Source organism: Streptomyces sp. A0642 (assembly GCF_004795105.1).
Lineage (GTDB): Bacteria > Actinomycetota > Actinomycetes > Streptomycetales > Streptomycetaceae > Streptomyces.
In genome coordinates this window covers 161,553-181,002 of the sequence record NZ_SSBL01000013.1, presented here as the reverse complement: position 1 = coordinate 181,002, position 19,450 = coordinate 161,553, and the positions used below count along the sequence as shown (strand labels likewise).

The 19,450-nt window shown below is 70.4% G+C and carries 17 protein-coding genes; 10 read left to right on the top strand and 7 right to left on the bottom strand.

Annotation, left to right across the window (positions count from 1 at the left end):
* Positions 1 to 208: 208 nt before the first annotated feature.
* The 3 genes from E6R60_RS22325 to E6R60_RS22315 all read right to left on the bottom strand — a co-directional run bounded on the left by E6R60_RS22325 (position 209) and on the right by E6R60_RS22315 (position 2,829).
* Complete coding sequence (locus E6R60_RS22325) at positions 209 to 1,300, bottom strand: trypsin-like peptidase domain-containing protein (protein ID WP_136328399.1); 1,092 nt, start codon at positions 1,298 to 1,300, stop codon at positions 209 to 211.
* 87 nt (positions 1,301 to 1,387) lie between these two features.
* Positions 1,388 to 2,140 (bottom strand): methyltransferase domain-containing protein, encoded by a 753-nt coding sequence (locus E6R60_RS22320; RefSeq protein WP_168713663.1) that lies wholly within the window; start codon positions 2,138 to 2,140, stop codon positions 1,388 to 1,390.
* An 89-nt stretch (positions 2,141 to 2,229) separates the two neighbouring features.
* Positions 2,230 to 2,829 carry a DUF3043 domain-containing protein gene (locus tag E6R60_RS22315; protein WP_136328398.1) on the bottom strand — a complete coding sequence of 200 codons (600 nt, stop codon included), beginning with the start codon at positions 2,827 to 2,829 and terminating at the stop codon, positions 2,230 to 2,232.
* 296 nt (positions 2,830 to 3,125) lie between these two features.
* On the opposite strand from E6R60_RS22315, the gene E6R60_RS22310 reads away from it, so the two are divergent.
* The 5 genes from E6R60_RS22310 (at position 3,126) to E6R60_RS22290 (ending at position 9,776) form a co-directional block, all read left to right on the top strand.
* Complete coding sequence (locus E6R60_RS22310; RefSeq protein ID WP_136328397.1) at positions 3,126 to 3,908, top strand: PspA/IM30 family protein; 783 nt, start codon at positions 3,126 to 3,128, stop codon at positions 3,906 to 3,908.
* Positions 3,909 to 3,917: 9 nt separating this feature from the next.
* Complete coding sequence (locus E6R60_RS22305) at positions 3,918 to 4,196, top strand: hypothetical protein (RefSeq protein WP_136328396.1); 279 nt, start codon at positions 3,918 to 3,920, stop codon at positions 4,194 to 4,196.
* Between the two features lie 151 nt (positions 4,197 to 4,347).
* The gene (locus E6R60_RS22300) at positions 4,348 to 5,616 is read left to right on the top strand and encodes a sensor histidine kinase (RefSeq protein WP_136328395.1); all 1,269 of its coding nucleotides are present in this window, start codon (positions 4,348 to 4,350) and stop codon (positions 5,614 to 5,616) included.
* Positions 5,613 to 6,308 (top strand): response regulator transcription factor, encoded by a 696-nt coding sequence (locus E6R60_RS22295; protein ID WP_136328394.1) that lies wholly within the window; start codon positions 5,613 to 5,615, stop codon positions 6,306 to 6,308. The genes E6R60_RS22300 and E6R60_RS22295 overlap by 4 nt, the downstream gene beginning before the upstream one ends.
* A 315-nt stretch (positions 6,309 to 6,623) precedes the next feature.
* Positions 6,624 to 9,776, top strand: coding sequence for an efflux RND transporter permease subunit (locus E6R60_RS22290; protein WP_136328393.1), 3,153 nt, complete (start codon positions 6,624 to 6,626; stop codon positions 9,774 to 9,776).
* Positions 9,777 to 9,843: 67 nt separating this feature from the next.
* Here the strand turns inward: E6R60_RS22290 and nadA are convergent, their stop codons facing one another.
* Positions 9,844 to 11,040 carry a quinolinate synthase NadA gene (gene nadA / locus E6R60_RS22285; RefSeq protein ID WP_168713662.1) on the bottom strand — a complete coding sequence of 399 codons (1,197 nt, stop codon included), beginning with the start codon at positions 11,038 to 11,040 and terminating at the stop codon, positions 9,844 to 9,846.
* Positions 11,041 to 11,265: 225 nt separating this feature from the next.
* Between nadA and E6R60_RS22275 the strand changes: the two genes are divergently transcribed.
* Complete coding sequence (locus E6R60_RS22275; protein WP_030970782.1) at positions 11,266 to 11,622, top strand: iron-sulfur cluster assembly accessory protein; 357 nt, start codon at positions 11,266 to 11,268, stop codon at positions 11,620 to 11,622.
* A 109-nt stretch (positions 11,623 to 11,731) separates the two neighbouring features.
* Here E6R60_RS22275 and E6R60_RS22270 read toward each other — a convergent pair whose 3' ends face one another.
* Both E6R60_RS22270 and E6R60_RS22265 read right to left on the bottom strand, forming a co-directional pair.
* Positions 11,732 to 13,198, bottom strand: a complete 1,467-nt coding sequence (locus tag E6R60_RS22270) for a hypothetical protein (RefSeq protein WP_136328390.1) — start codon at positions 13,196 to 13,198, stop codon at positions 11,732 to 11,734.
* Between the two features lie 132 nt (positions 13,199 to 13,330).
* On the bottom strand, positions 13,331 to 13,528 hold the full coding sequence (locus E6R60_RS22265) for a hypothetical protein (protein ID WP_136328389.1): 198 nt from the start codon (positions 13,526 to 13,528) through the stop codon (positions 13,331 to 13,333).
* Positions 13,529 to 13,717: 189 nt separating this feature from the next.
* On the opposite strand from E6R60_RS22265, the gene E6R60_RS22260 reads away from it, so the two are divergent.
* Positions 13,718 to 14,692 carry a carbohydrate kinase family protein gene (locus E6R60_RS22260; protein WP_136328388.1) on the top strand — a complete coding sequence of 325 codons (975 nt, stop codon included), beginning with the start codon at positions 13,718 to 13,720 and terminating at the stop codon, positions 14,690 to 14,692.
* 5 nt (positions 14,693 to 14,697) lie between these two features.
* Here the strand turns inward: E6R60_RS22260 and E6R60_RS22255 are convergent, their stop codons facing one another.
* A complete protein-coding gene (locus tag E6R60_RS22255; RefSeq protein ID WP_136328387.1) occupies positions 14,698 to 16,080 on the bottom strand; it encodes a cysteine desulfurase/sulfurtransferase TusA family protein in 1,383 nt (460 codons plus the stop codon).
* 271 nt (positions 16,081 to 16,351) lie between these two features.
* On the opposite strand from E6R60_RS22255, the gene coxB reads away from it, so the two are divergent.
* From coxB to E6R60_RS22240, 3 genes are read left to right on the top strand one after another with little or no spacing between them, the layout of a single operon-like run.
* Positions 16,352 to 17,320, top strand: coding sequence for a cytochrome c oxidase subunit II (gene coxB / locus E6R60_RS22250; RefSeq protein WP_136328386.1), 969 nt, complete (start codon positions 16,352 to 16,354; stop codon positions 17,318 to 17,320).
* The gene (gene ctaD / locus E6R60_RS22245) at positions 17,317 to 19,053 is read left to right on the top strand and encodes a cytochrome c oxidase subunit I (protein ID WP_136328385.1); all 1,737 of its coding nucleotides are present in this window, start codon (positions 17,317 to 17,319) and stop codon (positions 19,051 to 19,053) included. Before coxB ends, ctaD begins: the two co-directional genes overlap by 4 nt.
* Entirely contained in the window at positions 19,050 to 19,448 is a 399-nt protein-coding gene (locus tag E6R60_RS22240; RefSeq protein WP_136328384.1) for a cytochrome c oxidase subunit 4, read from the top strand. Before ctaD ends, E6R60_RS22240 begins: the two co-directional genes overlap by 4 nt.
* Positions 19,449 to 19,450 lie beyond the last annotated feature (2 nt).

Genomic DNA, 19,450 nt, shown 5'->3' with positions numbered 1-19,450 from the left:
GTGACGCTCTTCGACGACACGACGAAGATCTACGGCCCGATGAGCCTCCAGGCCGAACAGAGCGCCGAGCCGGACGCCGAACCGAGCGCCGAGCCGGGCTCCGAACCGAGCTGACCAGGACGGCCGGTGCTCCTCCCGGCGCGTGCCGCGAGGAGCACCGGCCGTCGTCGCCGGCCGGGAAGGACGCCGGCCGCCCGTCCCCGCCGGCTCAGATCTCGCCGAGCGTGACCTCGGCCGTCTTCTCCCCGTCGCTGCGCACATACGTCACGGTGACCTTCTCGCCCGGCTTGTCGGAGGCCAGCGCCTCGGACAGGGACGTGATCGTGGTGACGGACGCGCCGCCGACCGCGGTGATGATGTCGCCGACCCGCAGCCCCGCCCTCTGCGCCGCGCCGCCCTCTTCCAGGCTGACGATCGCCACCCCCGCCGGCCGGTAGCTGTCGTCGACGACCGTGCGGCCGGTGATGCCCAGGGCGGCACGGCCGGAATCGGTGACCTTGCCGCTCCTGACGATCTGGCCGGCCACCGTCTTCACCATCGAGGCGGGGATCGCGAAGCCGATGCCGGGCGCCGCGCTGTCACCCATCTGGGGGTCCGTCGCCGCGAGCGTCGGAATGCCGATGACCTCGCTGCTCAGGTTCACCAGCGCGCCCCCGCTGTTGCCCGGGTTGATCGCCGCCGAGGTCTGCACCATGTCCGCGATGGTCGCGCCCGTGCCGCCGCCCGCGCGGCTCTCGCTCACGGTCCGGCCGAGCCCCGAGACGATGCCCTGGGTGACGCTGCTGGACAGCCCGAGCGGCGAGCCCATCGCCAGCACGATCTGGCCCACCGCGACCTTCTCCGAATCGCCGAACTTCGCGGGCTTCAGCCCGTCCGGGAGGTCGTCCAGCTTGATGACGGCCAGGTCCTGCTCGGGATAGGAGGCGACCAGCGAGGCGCTCAGCACCTTCTCGCCGGTGGCCACGGTGACCTTGAAGGTCTTCTCGTCGCCGACGACGTGGGCGTTGGTGACGATGTGGCCCTTGGCGTCGTAGACGATGCCCGAGCCCAGGCCCTGGGGGGCGTCGATCTGCACCACGGACGGAAGCACGTCCTTGATGACGGACTGGTAGTCGTCCTCGAGATCGCCGGTGGCCTTCGAGGCCGTTCCCTGCTGGGTCGCTCCGGACCTCGTGGCGGCGGCGTTCGAGGCGCCGGAGTCCGCGTCGGAGCAACCGCTCACCAGCGCGATCGCGCAGACGCCTGCGGACAGGGGCAGCAGCAGCCGGCGCGCACGGCCGCGGAAGTGAAAGGCATCCATGTCCGGATTGTCACGTTCAACCCCCTGGGCTGCCCGTCGAGCGCGGCCGCGCGGGTCCGCGGTCGCGCCCGGTCCGGACGAAGGGCCCTACCCCCGGACCCCGCACAGGTGCAGCAACGCGGCCACGCCGCGGTACGGATCCGTCCGCCCCGCCCGGTCCTCCGCCGCCAGCACCCGCTCCAGCTCCGCCGCGGACGGCAGTTCCACGTCGTTGCCCACGTTGTCCGTGAAGATCCGCACTCCGTACCAGGCGTGCAGGGGCGCCGCGATCCCGGCGAGCGTGGCGGTGAGGGCGTCGAGCCGGTCCGCGCGGACGGAGAGTCCGAGGCGATTGGTGTACCGGTCCGAGTCGAACGCGGCCAGCGCCGCGTCCCAGTCCCCGGCCATCCCGGGCCGCATCGCCAGCGCGTCGGCGTTCCGTACGAGGAGGGACAGCAGTCCGCCCGGCGCGAGCATCCTGGCCAGGCCGGCCACCATGGCGTCCGGTTCCTGGACATACATCAGCACGCCGTGGCACAGCACCACGTCGAAGCTGCCGGGCAGGAAGTGGACCCCGGTGTCCTGGCCGTTGCCCTCGATGAACCGGACCCGCTCGCGGATGCCCGCCGGCTCGCCGGCGAGTGCCTCACGGGCGAACCGCAGCATCTCGGGGTCGGACTCGAGACCGGTGACGGTGTGGCCGGCCCGGGCGAGGCGCAGCGCCTGGGTGCCCTGGCCCATGCCGACGTCGAGGATCCGCAGCCGCTGCCCGACGGGGAAGCGCGCCGCGATCTGTTCGTCCAGCTGCCGGGCGACCAGCTCCTGGCGCACGGTGTTGCGCAGTCCGCCGAGGCCCTTCAGCCACACCGACGAAGCCCCCGAGAACCGGGAGACCGCATCGGCCGGCCGGCCCGCGGGAGTACCGCCGGCCGGACCGGGAAGATCCGTACTCAGGGCCGCTCTCCGCGCTTGACCTGCGGCTTGGGCAGCCTGAGGCGACGCATCTGGAGCGTGCGCATCAGTCCGTAGGCCACCGCACCGCGCTTGGGGGTGTCGGGGAAGCGCTCGTTCAGCTGCTTGCGCAGACGGAACGTGAGCCCGATCGAGTCGATGACGATCAGCACGATCACACCGAGCCAGAGCAGCAGGGAGATGTTCTGGATGCCCTGCACCTGGATCACGCTGAGAATCAGGATGACCACGGCGAGCGGCAGGAAGTACTCCGCGATGCAGAAGCGCGAGTCCACGAAGTCGCGGACGAAGCGGCGCACCGGTCCCTTGTCACGGGCCGGCAGATACCGCTCGTCGCCACTGGCGAGCGCCTCGCGCTGCTTGGCCATGTCGACGCGGCGCGCTTCGCGCTGCCGCTTCATGGCCTCCTTGCGGTCGGCCGGCGCCCCACTGGAGGCACGGCGGCGCTGCGACTGGGCGTCGCTTCGCTTGGGGGTGGGGCGACCCTTGGGAGCCTGCGGGTCGCGGGACGTCTTGGAGAGGTCCGCCGTCACCTTGTCGGTGGGGGCCTTCTCTTCCTTGGAGCGGCTACGGAACACAAGGCCCAAGGGTACGGGGTCGATCGCCCCGACCCCAGGGCGGCCGGGAACGATCCGGCAACGGCCTGCGTCCTCGCTGGTGTCCGAGCGGGACGATACGGGCGTCCTCACCGGTTTCCCCGGCCGTCACCTACTCCCTGGGCCGGAGCCGTCACCGGTGGCAGTCGTCCTTGGGGAGGACCCCATCGCCGCTCGAACAGTGCGGTAATAGAGACAGGGCCCGTACTGTGGGTTCTGTCGGAGTGCTGGTGACCGGTTGAGTCAGAAGGGGGCGCGCGAAGCCCATGAGCGGTGTCATGAAGCGTATGGGGATGATCTTCCGCGCGAAGGCAAACAAGGCCCTTGACCGGGCCGAGGATCCGCGCGAGACCCTCGATTACTCGTACCAGAAGCAGCTGGAGCTGCTTCAGAAGGTGCGCCGCGGTGTCGCCGACGTGGCGACGTCGCGCAAGCGCCTGGAACTGCAGCTGAACCAGCTGCAGGGCCAGACGTCCAAGCTGGAGGACCAGGGCCGCAAGGCGCTGGCGCTCGGCCGTGAGGACCTGGCCCGCGAGGCACTGTCCCGCCGCGCCGCCCTCCAGCAGCAGGTCACCGACCTGGAGACGCAGCACACCACGCTGCAGGGCGAGGAGGAGAAGCTCACCCTGGCGGCCCAGCGTCTGCAGGCCAAGGTCGACGCCTTCCGTACGAAGAAGGAGACCATCAAGGCCACCTACACGGCCGCACAGGCGCAGACCCGGATCGGTGAGGCCTTCTCGGGCATCTCCGAGGAGATGGGCGACGTCGGCCTCGCCATCCAGCGGGCCGAGGACAAGACCCAGCAGCTGCAGGCGCGCGCCGGCGCGATCGACGAACTGCTCGCCTCCGGCGCCCTGGACGACCCGACCGGCACGGCGAAGGACGACATCGCCGCCGAGCTGGACCGGATCTCCGGTGGTACGGATGTAGAGCTGGAGCTGCAGCGCATGAAGGCCGAGCTGGCCGGCGGCTCCACCTCGCAGCAGGCCATCGAGGGCGGCCCGCAGGACGCCGCCCAGCAGCAGCAGGACCGGACCCCGCACAAGTTCGACAAGAATTAAGGCAGCGTCATGATCGTACGGATCATGGGGGAGGGCCAGGCAGTCCTGGCCGACAGTCATCTCGCCGAGCTCAACGAGCTCGACAACGAACTGCTCGCCGAAATGGAGAGGGGCGACGGCCCCGGCTTCCGCTCGACCCTCCACGCGCTCCTCGCCAGGGTGCGCGCACTCGGCACACCCTTGCCGGACGACTCCCTGGAGCCGTCCGAGCTGATCCTGCCGTCGGCCGACGCGACCCTCGAAGAGGTCCGCGCCATGCTCGGCGACGACGGGCTGATCCCCGGCTGACCGGCCGGCAGCCGGCAGCACCCGCACCCGCACCCCGTGCCCCGTGGACCACCTCCGGTCCACGGGGCACGGTGCCGTGCGCGGCGCTCCCGGGACGGCTCCTGGGCCGCGCGGACGGAAGTGCGTGCGACACGCCGTAACGTAGCTTGACGTGACCACCCTCGGAACCGGGGTCCTGCGCATCCGGGACTGGCTGCGCGACCATCCCCTCGCGCTGGACGGCGCGCTCGCCCTGGCCGTGTACGTGGCCATGGTCGTCGGATCGTTCGCCGATCCGGGCGCGCACCACGGGCCCACCTTCGGCACGCGCGTCCCCGCGGCCGGCAGCGTGGTCCTGATGGCGCTCGGCGCCCTCGCCCTCGTCTGGCGGCGTCGCCGGCCGATGGCGGTGCTCGCCGCCACCGGTGTGCTGGCCGTCGTCGAACTGGTGACGGCCGATCCGCCGGCCCCCGTCGTGATGAGCACCGTCATCGCGCTCTACACCGTCGCCGCCCGCACCGACCGGCCGACGACCTGGCGGGTCGGGCTGCTCACCATGGCCGTGCTCACCGCCGCCGCGATGTTCTTCGGCGCGGCCCCCTGGTACAGCCAGGAGAATCTCGGGATCTTCGCCTGGACCGGAATGGCGGGCGCCGCGGGGGACGCCGTCCGCTCCCGGCGCGCGTTCGTCGACGCGATCAGGGAACGCGCGGAGCGGGCCGAGCGGACCCGCGAGGAGGAGGCCCGGCGCCGGGTGGCCGAGGAGCGGCTGCGGATCGCCCGCGACCTGCACGACGTCGTCGCCCACCACATCGCCCTGGTCAACGTGCAGGCCGGGGTCGCCGCCCATGTCATGGACAGGCGCCCCGACCAGGCGAAGGAGGCGCTCGCCCACGTCCGGGAGGCGAGCCGGTCCGCGCTCAACGAACTGCGCGCCACCGTCGGGCTGCTGAGGCAGTCCGGCGACCCGACGGCCCCGACCGAACCCGCCCCGGGCCTCGCCGTACTCGACGAACTCGTGGAGACCGTGCGGCGGGCCGGGCTGCCCGTCGAGGTGGCCTGCGCGGCGAAGGACGGCCCGCCCCTGCCCGCCGCCGTGGACCTGGCCGCATACCGGGTCATCCAGGAGGCGCTCACCAACGTGCGCAAGCACGCGGGTACGGGGGCGAAGGCCGAGATCAGCGTCGTGCGGGTCGGGAACACGGTCGAGATCATGGTGCTGGACAACGGCCGCGGAACGGCCGGGGGCGGCAGCGACCCCGCCGGCGGCGGCCACGGCCTCCTCGGCATGCGTGAACGCGTCACCGCACTGGGAGGCACCCTCACCGCCGGACCCCGTTACGGCGGCGGATTCAGGGTCCATGCGATCCTGCCCCTCAAGGCCCGTGCGCAGGAGCCGGATCAGCCGGACGCGGCGGGCCGGACGGGGGAACGCGCATGACACCGGCCATCAAGGTCCTGCTCGCCGACGACCAGGCGCTGCTGCGCAGCGCGTTCCGTGTGCTGGTCGACTCCGAGCCGGACATGCAGGTGGTCGGCGAGGCGGCGGACGGGGCGCAGGCCGTGGAACTGGCCCGCTCGACCCGCGCCGACGTGGTGCTGATGGACATCCGGATGCCCGGTACCGACGGGCTCACCGCGACCCGGATGATCAGTGCCGACCCCGAACTCGCCGACGTCCGCGTGGTCATGCTCACCACCTTCGAGGTGGACGAGTACGTGGTGCAGTCGCTGCGGGCCGGCGCCTCGGGCTTCCTCGGAAAAGGCGCGGAACCGGAGGAACTCCTCAATGCCATCCGGATCGCGGCAGGGGGTGAGGCGTTGCTGTCGCCCGCCGCGACCAAGGGGCTGATCGCCACGTTCCTCGCCCAGGGCGGCGGTGCGGACGAGGACGGACCCGGCGCCGCCGAATACTCCGCGCGTCTGGAGGCCCTGACCACCCGGGAGCGCGAGGTGCTGGTGCTCGTCGCGGGCGGCCTCTCCAACGACGAGATCGCCGAGCGCCTGGTGGTCAGCCCGCTGACCGTCAAGACCCATGTGAACAGGGCGATGGCGAAGCTGGGGGCCCGCGACCGGGCCCAATTGGTGGTAATCGCGTACGAATCCGGCCTGGTCCGCCCCCGGGTGGAGTGAGGGTGCCGCCGCGGCGTACTCCACCTGCGGTATGGGCGGCGTAAGAAAGCAACCCTGGGACCGACGAATTCGGGACGGTCGGTGGGCGATCGTACGAGGACCGACCGACACATGGGGGGCGGCGTCGCGGGGCTGGGCACGCACATCTGCGGCGTCGTCCATCACCATGGCACCGCCATGGCTCGATCCTCCGCCTCGCACGCACCCGGCCCCGCTCCTTCTTCCGCCCCCCCATGCGCCGGTCGGTCCGGGCCGGGTCTGTCCCCGAGTCATCCGCCCACCTGCCGCGTACGCCACAGAAGAGAGACCTCACCCATGTCCTGGCTGTCCAGATTCAGCCTCGCGCAAAGGGCCCTGATCGGGCTGATCTCGGTCGTCGCGCTCGTATTCGGAGCCATCGCGATCCCGCAGCTCAAGCAGCAGCTGCTGCCCACCATCGAACTCCCGATGGTGTCGGTGCTCGCCCCCTACCAGGGAGCGTCCCCCGATGTGGTCGAGAAGCAGGTCATCGAACCGCTCGAGAATTCCATCAAGGCCGTGGACGGCGTCACCGGCATGACGTCGACCGCCAGCGAGGGCAACGCCGTCATCATGGCGACGTTCGACTTCGGCGACGAGGGCACCAAGCAACTCGTCGCGGACATCCAGCAGGCGGTGAACCGCGCCCGCATCCAGCTGCCCGACGATGTGGACCCGCAGGTCATCGCCGGCTCGACCGACGACATCCCGACCGTCGTCCTCGCCGTCACCTCCGACAAGGACCAGCAGGCCCTCGCCGATCAGCTGGACCGCACCGTCGTCCCCGCCCTGGAGGACATCGACGGCGTCGGCCAGGTCACCGTCGACGGTGTGCAGGACCTCCAGGTCTCCGTCACCCCCGACGACAAGAAGCTCGCGGCGGCCGGACTGAACGCCGGCTCGCTCGCCCAGGCGCTCCAGGCCGGCGGCGCGACCGTCCCGGCGGGTTCCTTCTCCGAGGCGGGCAAGAGCCGCACCGTCCAGGTGGGCGGCGCCTTCACCTCCCTGCGGCAGATCGAGGACCTCCGGGTCACCGGGCAGAACCCGGCGGGCAAGCCCGGCAAGCCGGTCCGGGTCGGTGACATCGCGACGGTGAAGCAGGAGCCGTCCACCGCCGTCTCCATCACGCGGACGAACGGCAAGCCGAGCCTCGCCGTCATGGCGACGATGGACAAGGACGGCAGTGCCGTCGCCATCTCCGACGCCGTCGAGGACAAGCTCCCCGACCTGCGCAAGGACCTCGGCGCCGGCGCCGAGCTGACCGTCGTCTCCGACCAGGGCCCCGCCGTCTCCAAGGCGATCTCGGGTCTGACCACCGAGGGCGCGCTCGGCCTGCTCTTCGCGGTCATCGTGATCCTGGTCTTCCTGGCCTCGCTCCGCTCGACCCTGGTCACCGCGGTCTCCATCCCGCTCTCCGTGGTCCTCGCGCTGATCGTGCTGTGGACCCGTGACCTGTCGCTCAACATGCTCACCCTGGGTGCGCTGACCATCGCGATCGGCCGGGTCGTCGACGACTCGATCGTCGTCCTGGAGAACATCAAGCGCCACCTCGGCTACGGCGAGGAGCGCCAGTCCGCGATCATCACCGCGGTGAAGGAAGTGGCCGGCGCGGTCACCGCCTCGACCCTCACCACGGTCGCCGTCTTCCTGCCGATCGGTCTGGTCGGCGGCATGGTGGGCCAGCTCTTCGGCTCGTTCTCGCTGACCGTCACCGCGGCCCTGCTGGCCTCGCTGCTGGTCTCGCTGACCGTCGTCCCCGTCCTGTCGTACTGGTTCCTGCGCGCCCCCAAGGGGAGCGCCGAGGACCCGGACAAGGCGCGCAGGGAGGCCGAGGAGAAGGAGGCCCGCAGCCGGCTCCAGCGGTTCTACGTCTCGGTGCTGCGCTTCGCCACCCGCCGCCGGATCACCAGCATCGTCATCGCCGTCGCCGTGCTGTTCGGCACCTTCGGCATGGTCCCGCTGCTGAAGACCAACTTCTTCGACCAGGGCGAGCAGGAAGTCCTGTCCATCAAGCAGGAGCTCACCCCGGGCACCGGCCTGGCGGCCGCCGACGAGGCGGCCAAGAAGGTCGAGAAGGTCCTCGCCGAGGACAAGGGCGTCAAGGACTACCAGGTCACCGTCGGCTCGTCCGGCTTCATGGCGGCCTTCGGCGGAGGCACCGGAGCCAACCAGGCCTCCTACCAGGTCACGCTGAAGGACTCCGGGGACTACGAGGCCGCACAGGACCGCATCGACGAGGCCCTGGGCAAGCTCGACGGCATCGGTGACACCACCATCGCGGCGGGCGACGGCTTCGGGAGCCAGGACCTGAGCGTCGTGGTCAAGGCCGCCGACGCGGACACCCTGAGGAAGGCCTCCGAAGAGGTGCGCGCCGAGGTCGCGAAGCTCGACGACGTCACCGACGTCCAGAGCGACCTGGCGCAGAGCGTCCCGCGGATCTCGGTCACCGCCAACGCCAAGGCCGCCGACGCGGGCTTCAGCCAGGCCACCCTGGGAGCAGCCGTCGCCGGTGCGGTGCGCGGCACCCCGTCGGGCAAGGCGATCATGGACGACACCGAGCGCGACGTCCTCGTCAAGTCCGCCCACCCGGCCACCACGATGGAGCAGCTGAAGAACCTCCCCCTCGGCCCGGTCAGGCTCGGGGCGATCGCGGACGTGAAGCTGGTCCCCGGACCGGTCTCCATGACCCGGATCGACGGCCAGCGCGCCGCGACCATCACCGCCAAGCCCACCGGTGACAACACCGGCGCGGTCGGCAGCGCCCTTCAGTCGAAGATCAAGGCACTGGACCTCCCGGACGGCGCCACCGCCACCATCGGCGGCGTCACCGAGGACCAGTCCGACGCGTTCGTGAAGCTCGGCCTGGCCATGCTCGCGGCCATCGCGATCGTCTTCATGCTCCTGGTCGCCACCTTCCGGTCGCTCATCCAGCCGCTGATCCTGCTGGTCTCCATCCCGTTCGCGGCGACCGGCGCCATCGGCCTGCTCATCGTCACCGGCACCCCGATGGGCGTCGCGGCGATGATCGGCATGCTGATGCTCATCGGCATCGTGGTGACCAACGCGATCGTGCTGATCGACCTGATCAACCAGTACCGCGCCCAGGGCATGGGCGTCGTCGAGGCGGTCGTCGAAGGCGGCCGCCACCGGCTCCGCCCGATCCTGATGACCGCCCTCGCGACGATCTTCGCCCTCCTCCCGATGGCGCTCGGCGTCACCGGCGAGGGCGGCTTCATCTCGCAGCCGCTGGCCGTCGTGGTCATCGGCGGTCTGGTCACCTCGACGCTGCTGACGCTGCTCCTGGTGCCGACGCTGTACACGATGGTGGAGCTCTTCAAGGAGCGCCGCGCGAAGAAGAAGGCCGCGAAGCGTGCCAGGAAGGCCGGCCTCCCGGCCCCGGACGCCACGGAGGAGACCACCTCCGAGGAGCCGGAGCCCGCGAAGGCCTGACCGGTCGCACAGGAAGGCCCCGGTTCCTCGACTCGAGGTACCGGGGCCGTCCCGCGTGCGGGTGCGTCTACGGCAGTGCCAGCATCCGTTCCAGCGCCACCTTCGCGTACTTCTCCGTCTCCGGGTCGACCTCGATCCGGTTGACCAGGTTGCCCTCGGCCAGCGACTCCAGCGTCCACACCAGGTGCGGCAGGTCGATCCGGTTCATCGTCGAGCAGAAGCAGACCGTCTTGTCGAGGAAGACGATCTCCTTGTCCTCCGCGGCGAAACGGTTGGCCAGGCGGCGCACCAGGTTCAGTTCGGTGCCGATCGCCCACTTCGAGCCGGCCGGGGCCGCCTCCAGCGCCTTGATGATGTACTCCGTCGAGCCGACGTAGTCCGCGGCCGCGACGACCTCGTGCTTGCACTCCGGGTGCACCAGCACGTTGACACCGGGTATACGGGCCCGCACGTCGTTGACGGACTCCACCGAGAAGCGCCCGTGCACCGAGCAGTGCCCGCGCCACAGGATCATCTTCGCGTCGCGCAGCTCCTGGGCGGTCAGGCCGCCGTTCGGCTTGTGCGGGTTGTAGAGGACGCAGTCCTCCAGGGTCATCCCCATGTCCCGCACGGCCGTGTTGCGGCCCAGGTGCTGGTCCGGCAGGAAGAGGACCTTCTCACCCTGCTCGAAGGCCCACTCCAGGGCGCGCTCGGCGTTCGACGAGGTGCAGATCGTGCCGCCGTGGCGGCCGGTGAAGGCCTTGATGTCCGCGGAGGAGTTCATGTACGAGACGGGCACGACCCGGTCGGCGACGCCGGCCTCGGTCAGCACGTCCCAGCACTCGGCGACCTGCTCGGCGGTGGCCATGTCGGCCATCGAACAGCCCGCCGCCAGGTCCGGCAGCACGACCTTCTGGTCGTCGGTGGTGAGGATGTCCGCGGACTCCGCCATGAAGTGCACGCCGCAGAAGACGATGTACTCGGCCTCCGGCCGGGCCGCCGCGTCCCGGGCGAGCTTGAACGAGTCTCCGGTCACATCCGCGAACTGGATGACCTCGTCGCGCTGGTAGTGGTGCCCGAGGACGAAGACCTTCTCCCCCAGCTTCTCCTTGGCCGCACGGGCGCGCTCCACCAGGTCCGGGTCGGACGGGGAGGGCAGGTCGCCGGGGCATTCGACGCCGCGCTCGCTCCTGGGGTCGGCGTCGCGGCCGAGCAGGAGCAGGGCGAGGGGCGTCGGCTGGACATCGAGGTCCTGGACGGGGTGGGCCGTGGTCACGTCACGCACCCTTTCTTCTCTGCGGGAGGAAGCCTTTTCGTCTAATTGACGCTATCTATCATAACTGCTTCACGTCACTTTGACGATGCCGATAGCGTCGATGTGACGCATCCGCCCGTGCGGCCGGTGTGCGAGCATGAATGGAACAGGCAAACGCCCGGCCCGGAATGAATCCGCGGCCTCGACGGTTGCAACGTCGGCAAGCAGTCTCCGTACAACCCGGGAGAGAAGCAGATGTCCGTATCGGACGAGACCACCACCGTGAGCGACGGCATCCTCCTGTCCGACGCCGCCGCAGCCAAGGTCAAGGGCCTGCTGGAGCAGGAAGGCCGCGACGATCTGGCGCTGCGCGTCGCCGTCCAGCCCGGCGGCTGCTCGGGCCTGCGTTACCAGCTCTTCTTCGACGAGCGTTCGCTCGACGGCGACGTCGTGAAGGACTTCGACGGCGTCAAGGTCGTCACCGACCGGATGAGCGCCCCGTACCTGGGCGGCGCCTCCGTCGACTTCGTGGACACCATCGAGAAGCAGGGCTTCACGATCGACAACCCGAACGCCACGGGGTCCTGCGCCTGCGGCGACTCCTTCAGCTAGAGCGCGCACGGCCGAAGCCCCAACGGCGGCAGCGGCAGCGGCAGCGGTACGGCGGCGGCCCCGGGATTCCGATCCCGGGGCCGCCGCCGTCGTCGTACGCGGGTGGGCGTCAGCCGCGCGGCACCACGGTGCCCGACGCCGCGTCCACCACGTTCCGCTCACCGAGCGGGCGGTCCAGCGTCACCGTACGGGTCAGTTCCTTCGCGATCATGATGCAGGCCTTCCCCTTCTCCGGCTTCGTCTCCGTCAGGGACACCCGGACCGCGGAGCCCTCCTCGCTCGCGCTGGCGGCGTACTTGCTGCAGGCGCCGCCCCAGAAGGTCACCGAGAGCGTGCGCCCGTCGGCGCTGTAGGAGAGGATCGTGCGCCCGGACTTCGTCGTGCCGTCGTCCGGCGTTTTCTCCGCGGGCGCGTCCTTCGTCAGGTAGGCGGGATCCACCGCGACCTGGGTGACGGTGTCGCCCGTACCGCCCGCGCCCGGCCGGACCGTGAAGATCCAGGACGGCACGAGCATCTGGTTCCCGTCCACGTACCGGGCGGCCAGGCCGAAGGTCGCCCTGTCGACCGTCACCGTCGTCGTGGGCTCCGCCCCGGTCCGCTTGCCGCAGCTCATGCCGGAGGGCTTCACGCCGTCCTCCAGCGGTGCGGGACCGGCGCAGTCGCCGGTGTTCCCGCCGCGCGAGGGCTGGGCGGCGTTCAGCTGTTTCAATGCCTCGGACGCGCCGATCACCGGATACTCGGCGCCCTTCTCCAGGCCCTTCAACTGCCCGCTGCCGCCGACCACTTCGCCGTCGGGTCCGACCTGGACGCCGGTCGCCCAGCCGTACGTCGGCAGTCCGCCCACCACCGGGTTCGCGTTCACCACCCGGACCGAGCCCATCAACTGGCGGGCGTCCAGGGCCGCGTCGTCCTGGCCGACCGCCTTCAGCACCGGCACCGCGGCGGCCTTCGCGGCCTTCTCGCTCACCGGGTCCCCGGACCCGCCCGGGGCCACAGGCTTGTCCGAACAGACCTTCGCGCTCTCGCAGTGGTCCGTGCCGCCGGAACCGTACCGGGCGAACGTCCACGTCCCGGGCGCCTGCTTGGCCACCCGCAGCAACGGCCCCGACCCGTCCCCGTCGGAGCCCACCTTCCACGACGTTCCCTCGGCCCGCGGGGTGCCCTTGACGCCCAGCGCCTCGGCCAGCCGGGCCACGTCGGACGCCGGGACGGTCCCCTCGGCGCGCTGGACCGCCGCCTTGTCCGGGCCGTCCGGCAGGGCGCCGGACGCACGGTAGACCAGCCGGCCGCCGTGCGGATCGGGCTCACCCGGGGCGATGCCCTCGGTCGGGGCCGACGGCCGGGGGGAGGGGGTGGCCGGTCCGCCCGCCCGCTCGTCCAGGGAGAGCGGTGGGGGAGTGCCGCCGGAACCGTCCGAGGCGCTGTACTCGCCGCCGCCGTGGCCGTTCGCGGCGGTCGCCCAGTACGCGCCGCCGCCGCCCGCGAGGAGTACGGCCGCCGCCACCGACGCCACGGCGAGCGGGGACCGCCGCCGCCGGGGGCCGGTCACATCGTTGTCGGGTTGCTCGGTGCTCACCGGTTCGCTCCTTCGCCGTCGTACGCCATGGCCCTCGGAGGGCCCGTCCGCCGGTGCGGACACCGTTGGGACGGGGCGCGGGCGCGCGCGGTTCCCTCCTGGGGCGGCCGGTGCGGTGAGGAGCCCGGCCGCTCAGTCGCCGTACTCGGCCGTCGCGTCGATCAGCCGGGCCGAGGCGGGCGGTACCGTCACGCCGTGAATGAGGGAGGGCGCCACGGGGGTGGCGGCGGTCCTCGTGGGTACCACCCAGTGCGGAGCCATACGTGCGCAGTCCCCGCGCAGCTCGGCCAGACCGGTCTCGGACTCGCGCGGGGCGATGTGGTTCGACATATCCGCACCGTAAGCACCCCCGAGCCCAGGAGGAAAGCCCTACTATCGGGTAGTTTTCCCACCTTCGTCCGACTGCTGGAACCGGTAGCGTGAGAGGGCCCGGCAATCGGGGGGTGGGTGAAGGCTCACCTGTCACTCCGCCCCGGGAACCGTCGCCGTTCCCTCGACCTCCGCAGGAGCAGTCACCCCGTGCGTATCGCAGTCACCGGCTCCATCGCCACCGACCACCTCATGACCTTCCCCGGCCGATTCGCCGACCAGCTGGTCGCCGATCAGCTGCACACGGTCTCGCTGTCCTTCCTGGTCGACAACCTGGACGTGCGCCGGGGAGGTGTCGCCGCCAACATCTGCTTCGGCATGGGCCTGCTCGGCACCCGTCCGATCCTGGTCGGCGCCGCGGGCTCCGACTTCGACGAGTACCGCGCCTGGCTCGACCGCCACGGCGTCGACACCGGTTCGGTCCGGATCTCCGAGGTCCTGCACACCGCCCGCTTCGTCTGCACGACGGACGCCGACCACAACCAGATCGGCTCCTTCTACACGGGCGCCATGAGCGAGGCCCGCCTGATCGAGCTGAAGGCCGTCGCCGACCGCGTGGGCGGCCTCGACCTCGTCTCCATCGGAGCGGACGACCCCGAGGGCATGCTCCGCCACACGGAGGAGTGCCGCTCCCGCGGCATCCCCTTCGCCGCGGACTTCTCGCAGCAGATCGCGCGGATGGACGGCGACGAGATCCGCATCCTGCTCGACGGCGCCACCTACCTCTTCTCCAACGAGTACGAGAAGGGGCTCATCGAGTCCAAGACCGGCTGGACCGACGCCGAGATCCTCGCCAAGGTCGGCCACCGGGTCACCACCCTCGGCGCCCAGGGCGTGCGCATCGAGCGCGCGGGCGAGGAGCCGATCGAGGTCGGCTGCCCCGAGGAGAACGTCAAGGCCGACCCGACCGGCGTCGGCGACGCCTTCCGGGCCGGCTTCCTCTCCGGTCTCGCCTGGGGCGTCGGCCTGGAGCGCGCCGCCCAGGTCGGCTGCATGCTCGCCACCCTGGTCATCGAGACCGTGGGCACCCAGGAGTACACGCTGCACCGCAACCACTTCATGGACCGCTTCACCAAGGCGTACGGCCACGAGGCCGCGGCCGAGGTGCGCACCCACCTCGCCTGAGAGGGTCAGGACAGCCGGCGGACCACATAGGCCGAGCCCCGGTCCGCCGGCTCCTCACCCACGTACTCCTGCTCACGCATCGCACACCAGGCCGGAATGTCGAGGCGCGCCGCCTCGTCGTCGGACAGGACCGTCACCGTCCCGCCCACCGGTACCTCCCCGATCACCTTTGCGAGCTCGATCACCGGGATCGGGCAGCGCCGCCCCAGCGCGTCGACCACCAGCGAGGCGGCCGGGGCGGGGGAGGGGGCGGTCGCGGCGGGGGCGCCCAGCTTCTCCCGCACCCCTGCCACCGCCGGGGGCAGCACCTCCAGGAAGCGGTCGACCTCCTCGTCGGACGTGCCCGCCGGCAGCGACACCCGGACGTTGCCCTCCGACAGCACTCCCATCGCCCGGAGCACATGGCTCGGCGTCAGTGTGCTGCTCGTGCAGGACGAACCGGACGATACGGAGAAACCGGCCCGGTCCAGCTCGTGGAGCAGGGTCTCTCCGTCGACATAGAGACAGGAGAAGGTGACCAGATGCGGCAGCCGCCGCAGCGGGTCGCCCACCACCTCCACGTCGGGCACCAGCGTCGGCACCCGGGTCCGGATCCGTTCGACCAGGGCCCGCAGCCGCACCGACTCGGCGGCCGCCTCCGCCCGTACCGCCCGCAGGGACGCCGCCGCGGCCACGATCGCCGGAATGTCCTCGAAGCCGGCCGCCCTCCCCGACTCCCGTTCGTCGACGGGGCCTTGGGCCGCGAACCGCACGCCCTTGCGTACCGCGAGCAGCCCGACCCCGGCCGGTCCGCCCCACTTGTGGGCGCTCGCCGTCAGCAGCGACCAGCCGGCCGGCACCGGCCCCCACCCGAGTGACTGCGCGGCGTCCACCAGCAGCGGCACGCCCGCGGCCCGGCACAGCCCGGCCACCTCGGCGACCGGCTGCTCGGTGCCGACCTCGTGGTTGGCGGACTGGAGGCAGGCCAGTCCGGTGTCCTCGCGCAGGGCGCTCCCGTACGCCTCCGGGTCCACCGCGCCCGTGCCGTCCACGGGGACCTCGGTGAACGATCCGCCCCCGCTCTCGTGGGCGGCGGCCGAATGGAGCACCGCCGAATGCTCGACCGCCGACACCACCAGATGGCGGCCGACACGCCGACGCCCCGCGAGAGCCCCGGAAATTCCGGAGTGGATCGCGCGCGTGCCCGACGAGGTGAACGTCAGCTCGTCCGGGCGGCAGCCGACGGCCTCCGCGGCCGCCTCGCGGGCCGCGTCCAGCAGCAGCCTGGCCCGCCGCCCCTCCCGGTGCAGGCGGGCCGGGTCGGCCCAGCCCTCGTCCAGCGCGGCAAGCAGCGCCTGGCGGGCGACGGGATGGAGGGGGGCGGCGGACGCGGCGTCGAAGTAGGGCACCCGGTCACGCTAGCCCCAGACCGGCCCCCGGCCGGGACCGGCCGTCCGCACGACAGGGGAGAGGGGGCGTCAGATGGGGGCCGGAGGCCCGGATTCCACCCCTTCGGGGAGTCGGGCGGCGCGTTGGGCACCCTCCCCGCGCGACCCCAAATAGCGTCCAGTAGGGTTTGGTCCGCATAAACATCCAAACCCCTGCCCGCGTCAGGGCCGGCGACCGACCAGCGAGACGGGCGCGCCGACCGTGCGGGCGAGACTCTCGGGAAGGCGCTACGTGAGTCCCAACGGCTCCGACCGCTTGTCGCGGCGCCCGATGCGGCGGAAGCTGCCGCAGGTGCTGACTGCGGGCCTGGTCCTGGCGACGGCCTCCGGTTGTTCATACAACTGGGAGGATTTCCCGCGCCTCGGTATGCCCACCCCGGTAACGGAAGAGGCTCCTCGGATCCTTTCCCTCTGGCAGGGCTCGTGGGCGGCAGCGCTCGCCACGGGCGTCCTTGTCTGGGGACTGATCATCTGGAGCGTCATCTTCCACCGGCGCAGCCGGACCAAGGTGGAGGTACCTCCGCAGACCAGGTACAACATGCCCATCGAGGCGCTGTACACCGTGGTCCCTCTGATCATCGTCTCGGTGTTGTTCTACTTCACCGCGCGCGATGAATCGAAGCTCCTCGAGCTCTCCCCGAAGCCCGCCCACACGGTCAACGTGGTCGGCTACCAGTGGAGCTGGGGGTTCAACTACATCGAGAACGTGGACGGCTCCGCCGCCACGGGCAACGAGGTCCCCAAGGAGCTCGACGCCATCCCGGACCGGTTCCGCAAGGACTTCCCCAAGGGTGCGGACGGCGTCTACGACGTCGGCGTCCCGGGGACCCGGAACCCGCAGACCGGCAACCCGGGCCCGACCCTGTGGCTGCCCAAGGGTGAGAAGGTCCGGTTCATCCTGACTTCGCGTGACGTCATCCACTCCTTCTGGGTGGTGCCGTTCCTCATGAAGCAGGACGTCATTCCGGGCCACACCAACTCCTTCGAGGTGACTCCCAACCAGGAGGGCACCTTCATGGGCAAGTGCGCCGAGCTGTGCGGCGTCGACCACTCCCGGATGCTCTTCAACGTCAAGGTCGTCTCCCCGGAGCGCTACCAGGCGCACCTGAAGGAGCTGGCCAAGAACGGCAACACGGGCTACGTGCCGGCCGGCATCGAGCAGACTGACCCGGCCAGGAATGCGGAGACGAACAAACTGTGAGCATCCTCAATGAACCTCAGGGTGCCGCGGCAGCAGACGACTCGTACGAGGACGAGCTGCCGGTCCGGCGCAAGCAGCCGGGAAACGTCGTCATCAAGTGGCTGACCACCACTGACCACAAGACGATCGGCACGATGTACCTGGTCACGTCGTTCGCGTTCTTCTGCATCGGCGGACTGATGGCGCTCTTCATGCGCGCCGAGCTGGCCCGTCCGGGCACGCAGATCATGTCGAACGAGCAGTTCAACCAGGCGTTCACGATGCACGGCACGATCATGCTGCTGATGTTCGCGACGCCGCTGTTCGCCGGGTTCGCGAACTGGATCATGCCGCTGCAGATCGGGGCGCCCGACGTGGCGTTCCCGCGGCTGAACATGTTCGCGTACTGGCTGTACCTCTTCGGCTCGATCATCGCGGTGGCCGGCTTCCTCACCCCGCAGGGTGCGGCCGACTTCGGCTGGTTCGCCTACTCCCCGCTGTCGGACGCGGTCCGTTCGCCGGGCGTCGGCGCCGACATGTGGATCATGGGTCTGGCCTTCTCCGGCTTCGGCACGATCCTCGGTTCGGTCAACTTCATCACCACGATCATCTGCATGCGCGCACCCGGCATGACGATGTTCCGCATGCCGATCTTCGTCTGGAACGTCCTGCTGACCGGTGTTCTGGTCCTGCTGGCCTTCCCGGTACTGGCGGCGGCGCTCTTCGCGCTGGAGGCGGACCGTAAATTCGGTGCGCATGTCTTCGACGCGGCCAATGGCGGGGCGTTGCTCTGGCAGCACCTCTTCTGGTTCTTCGGGCATCCAGAGGTGTACATCATCGCCTTGCCCTTCTTCGGGATCATTTCGGAAGTGATCCCGGTGTTCAGCCGCAAGCCGATGTTCGGTTACATCGGCCTGGTGGCCGCGACGATCTCCATCGCCGGTCTCTCCGTGACCGTGTGGGCGCACCACATGTACGTCACCGGAGGCGTGCTCCTGCCGTTCTTCTCCTTCATGACGTTCCTCATCGCGGTGCCCACCGGGGTGAAGTTCTTCAACTGGATCGGCACGATGTGGAAGGGCTCGCTGTCCTTCGAGACGCCGATGCTCTGGGCGGTCGGCTTCCTGATCACCTTCACCTTCGGTGGTCTGACCGGTGTCATCCTGGCCTCGCCGCCGATGGACTTCCACGTCTCCGACTCGTACTTCGTCGTCGCGCACTTCCACTACGTCGTCTTCGGCACGGTGGTGTTCGCGATGTTCTCCGGATTCCACTTCTGGTGGCCGAAGTTCACCGGCAAGATGCTGGACGAGCGGCTCGGGAAGATCACCTTCTGGACGCTGTTCATCGGCTTCCACGGCACGTTCCTGGTGCAGCACTGGCTGGGCGCCGAGGGCATGCCGCGTCGTTACGCGGACTACCTGGACGCGGACGGCTTCACCGCGCTGAACACGATCTCGACGATCTCCTCCTTCCTGCTCGGCCTGTCGATCCTGCCGTTCTTCTACAACGTCTGGAAGACCGCCAAGTACGGCAAGAAGATCGAGGTCGACGACCCGTGGGGTTACGGCCGTTCGCTGGAGTGGGCGACCTCGTGCCCGCCGCCGCGGCACAACTTCCTCACGCTGCCGCGGATCCGTTCCGAATCCCCGGCCTTCGACCTGCACCACCCGGAGATCGCGGCGCTCGAACAGCTTGAGCACCACTCCGAGGACGACAAGGCCCTCGCCGGCGGCAAGGAGGCGGGCAAGTGAAGATCCAGGGCAAGATGTTCCTCGGTCTGGCGCTGTTCATCCTCATCATGGCCATCACCTACGGCGTGTGGTCCAAGGAGCCGGTCGGCACCACGGCCCTCGTCCTGGCCTTCGGCCTGAGCGTCATGATCGGCTTCTACCTGGCCTTCACGGCCCGGCGGGTCGACGCACTGGCGCAGGACAACAAGGAAGCCGACGTGGCGGACGAGGCCGGCGAGGTGGGGTTCTTCTCCCCGCACAGCTGGCAGCCGCTCTCGCTGGCGATCGGAGGCGCGTTCGCCTTCATGGGAGTCGTCTTCGGCTGGTGGCTGCTCTACTTCGCGGCCCCGGTCATCCTGATCGGTCTGTTCGGCTGGGTCTTCGAGTACTACCGCGGTGAGAACCGCACCCAGTGACA

Bases quoted from the DNA above. Each gene is read 5' to 3' on its own strand.
- E6R60_RS22310 (WP_136328397.1), top strand. From the start codon at position 3,126: ATGAAGCGTATGGGGATGATCTTCCGCGCGAAGGCAAACAAGGCCCTT.
- E6R60_RS22265 (WP_136328389.1), bottom strand. From the start codon at position 13,528: ATGTCGAACCACATCGCCCCGCGCGAGTCCGAGACCGGTCTGGCCGAG.
- E6R60_RS22305 (WP_136328396.1), top strand. From the start codon at position 3,918: ATGATCGTACGGATCATGGGGGAGGGCCAGGCAGTCCTGGCCGACAGT.
- E6R60_RS22290 (WP_136328393.1), top strand. From the start codon at position 6,624: ATGTCCTGGCTGTCCAGATTCAGCCTCGCGCAAAGGGCCCTGATCGGG.
- E6R60_RS22275 (WP_030970782.1), top strand. From the start codon at position 11,266: ATGTCCGTATCGGACGAGACCACCACCGTGAGCGACGGCATCCTCCTG.
- E6R60_RS22295 (WP_136328394.1), top strand. From the start codon at position 5,613: ATGACACCGGCCATCAAGGTCCTGCTCGCCGACGACCAGGCGCTGCTG.
- E6R60_RS22325 (WP_136328399.1), bottom strand. From the start codon at position 1,300: ATGGATGCCTTTCACTTCCGCGGCCGTGCGCGCCGGCTGCTGCTGCCC.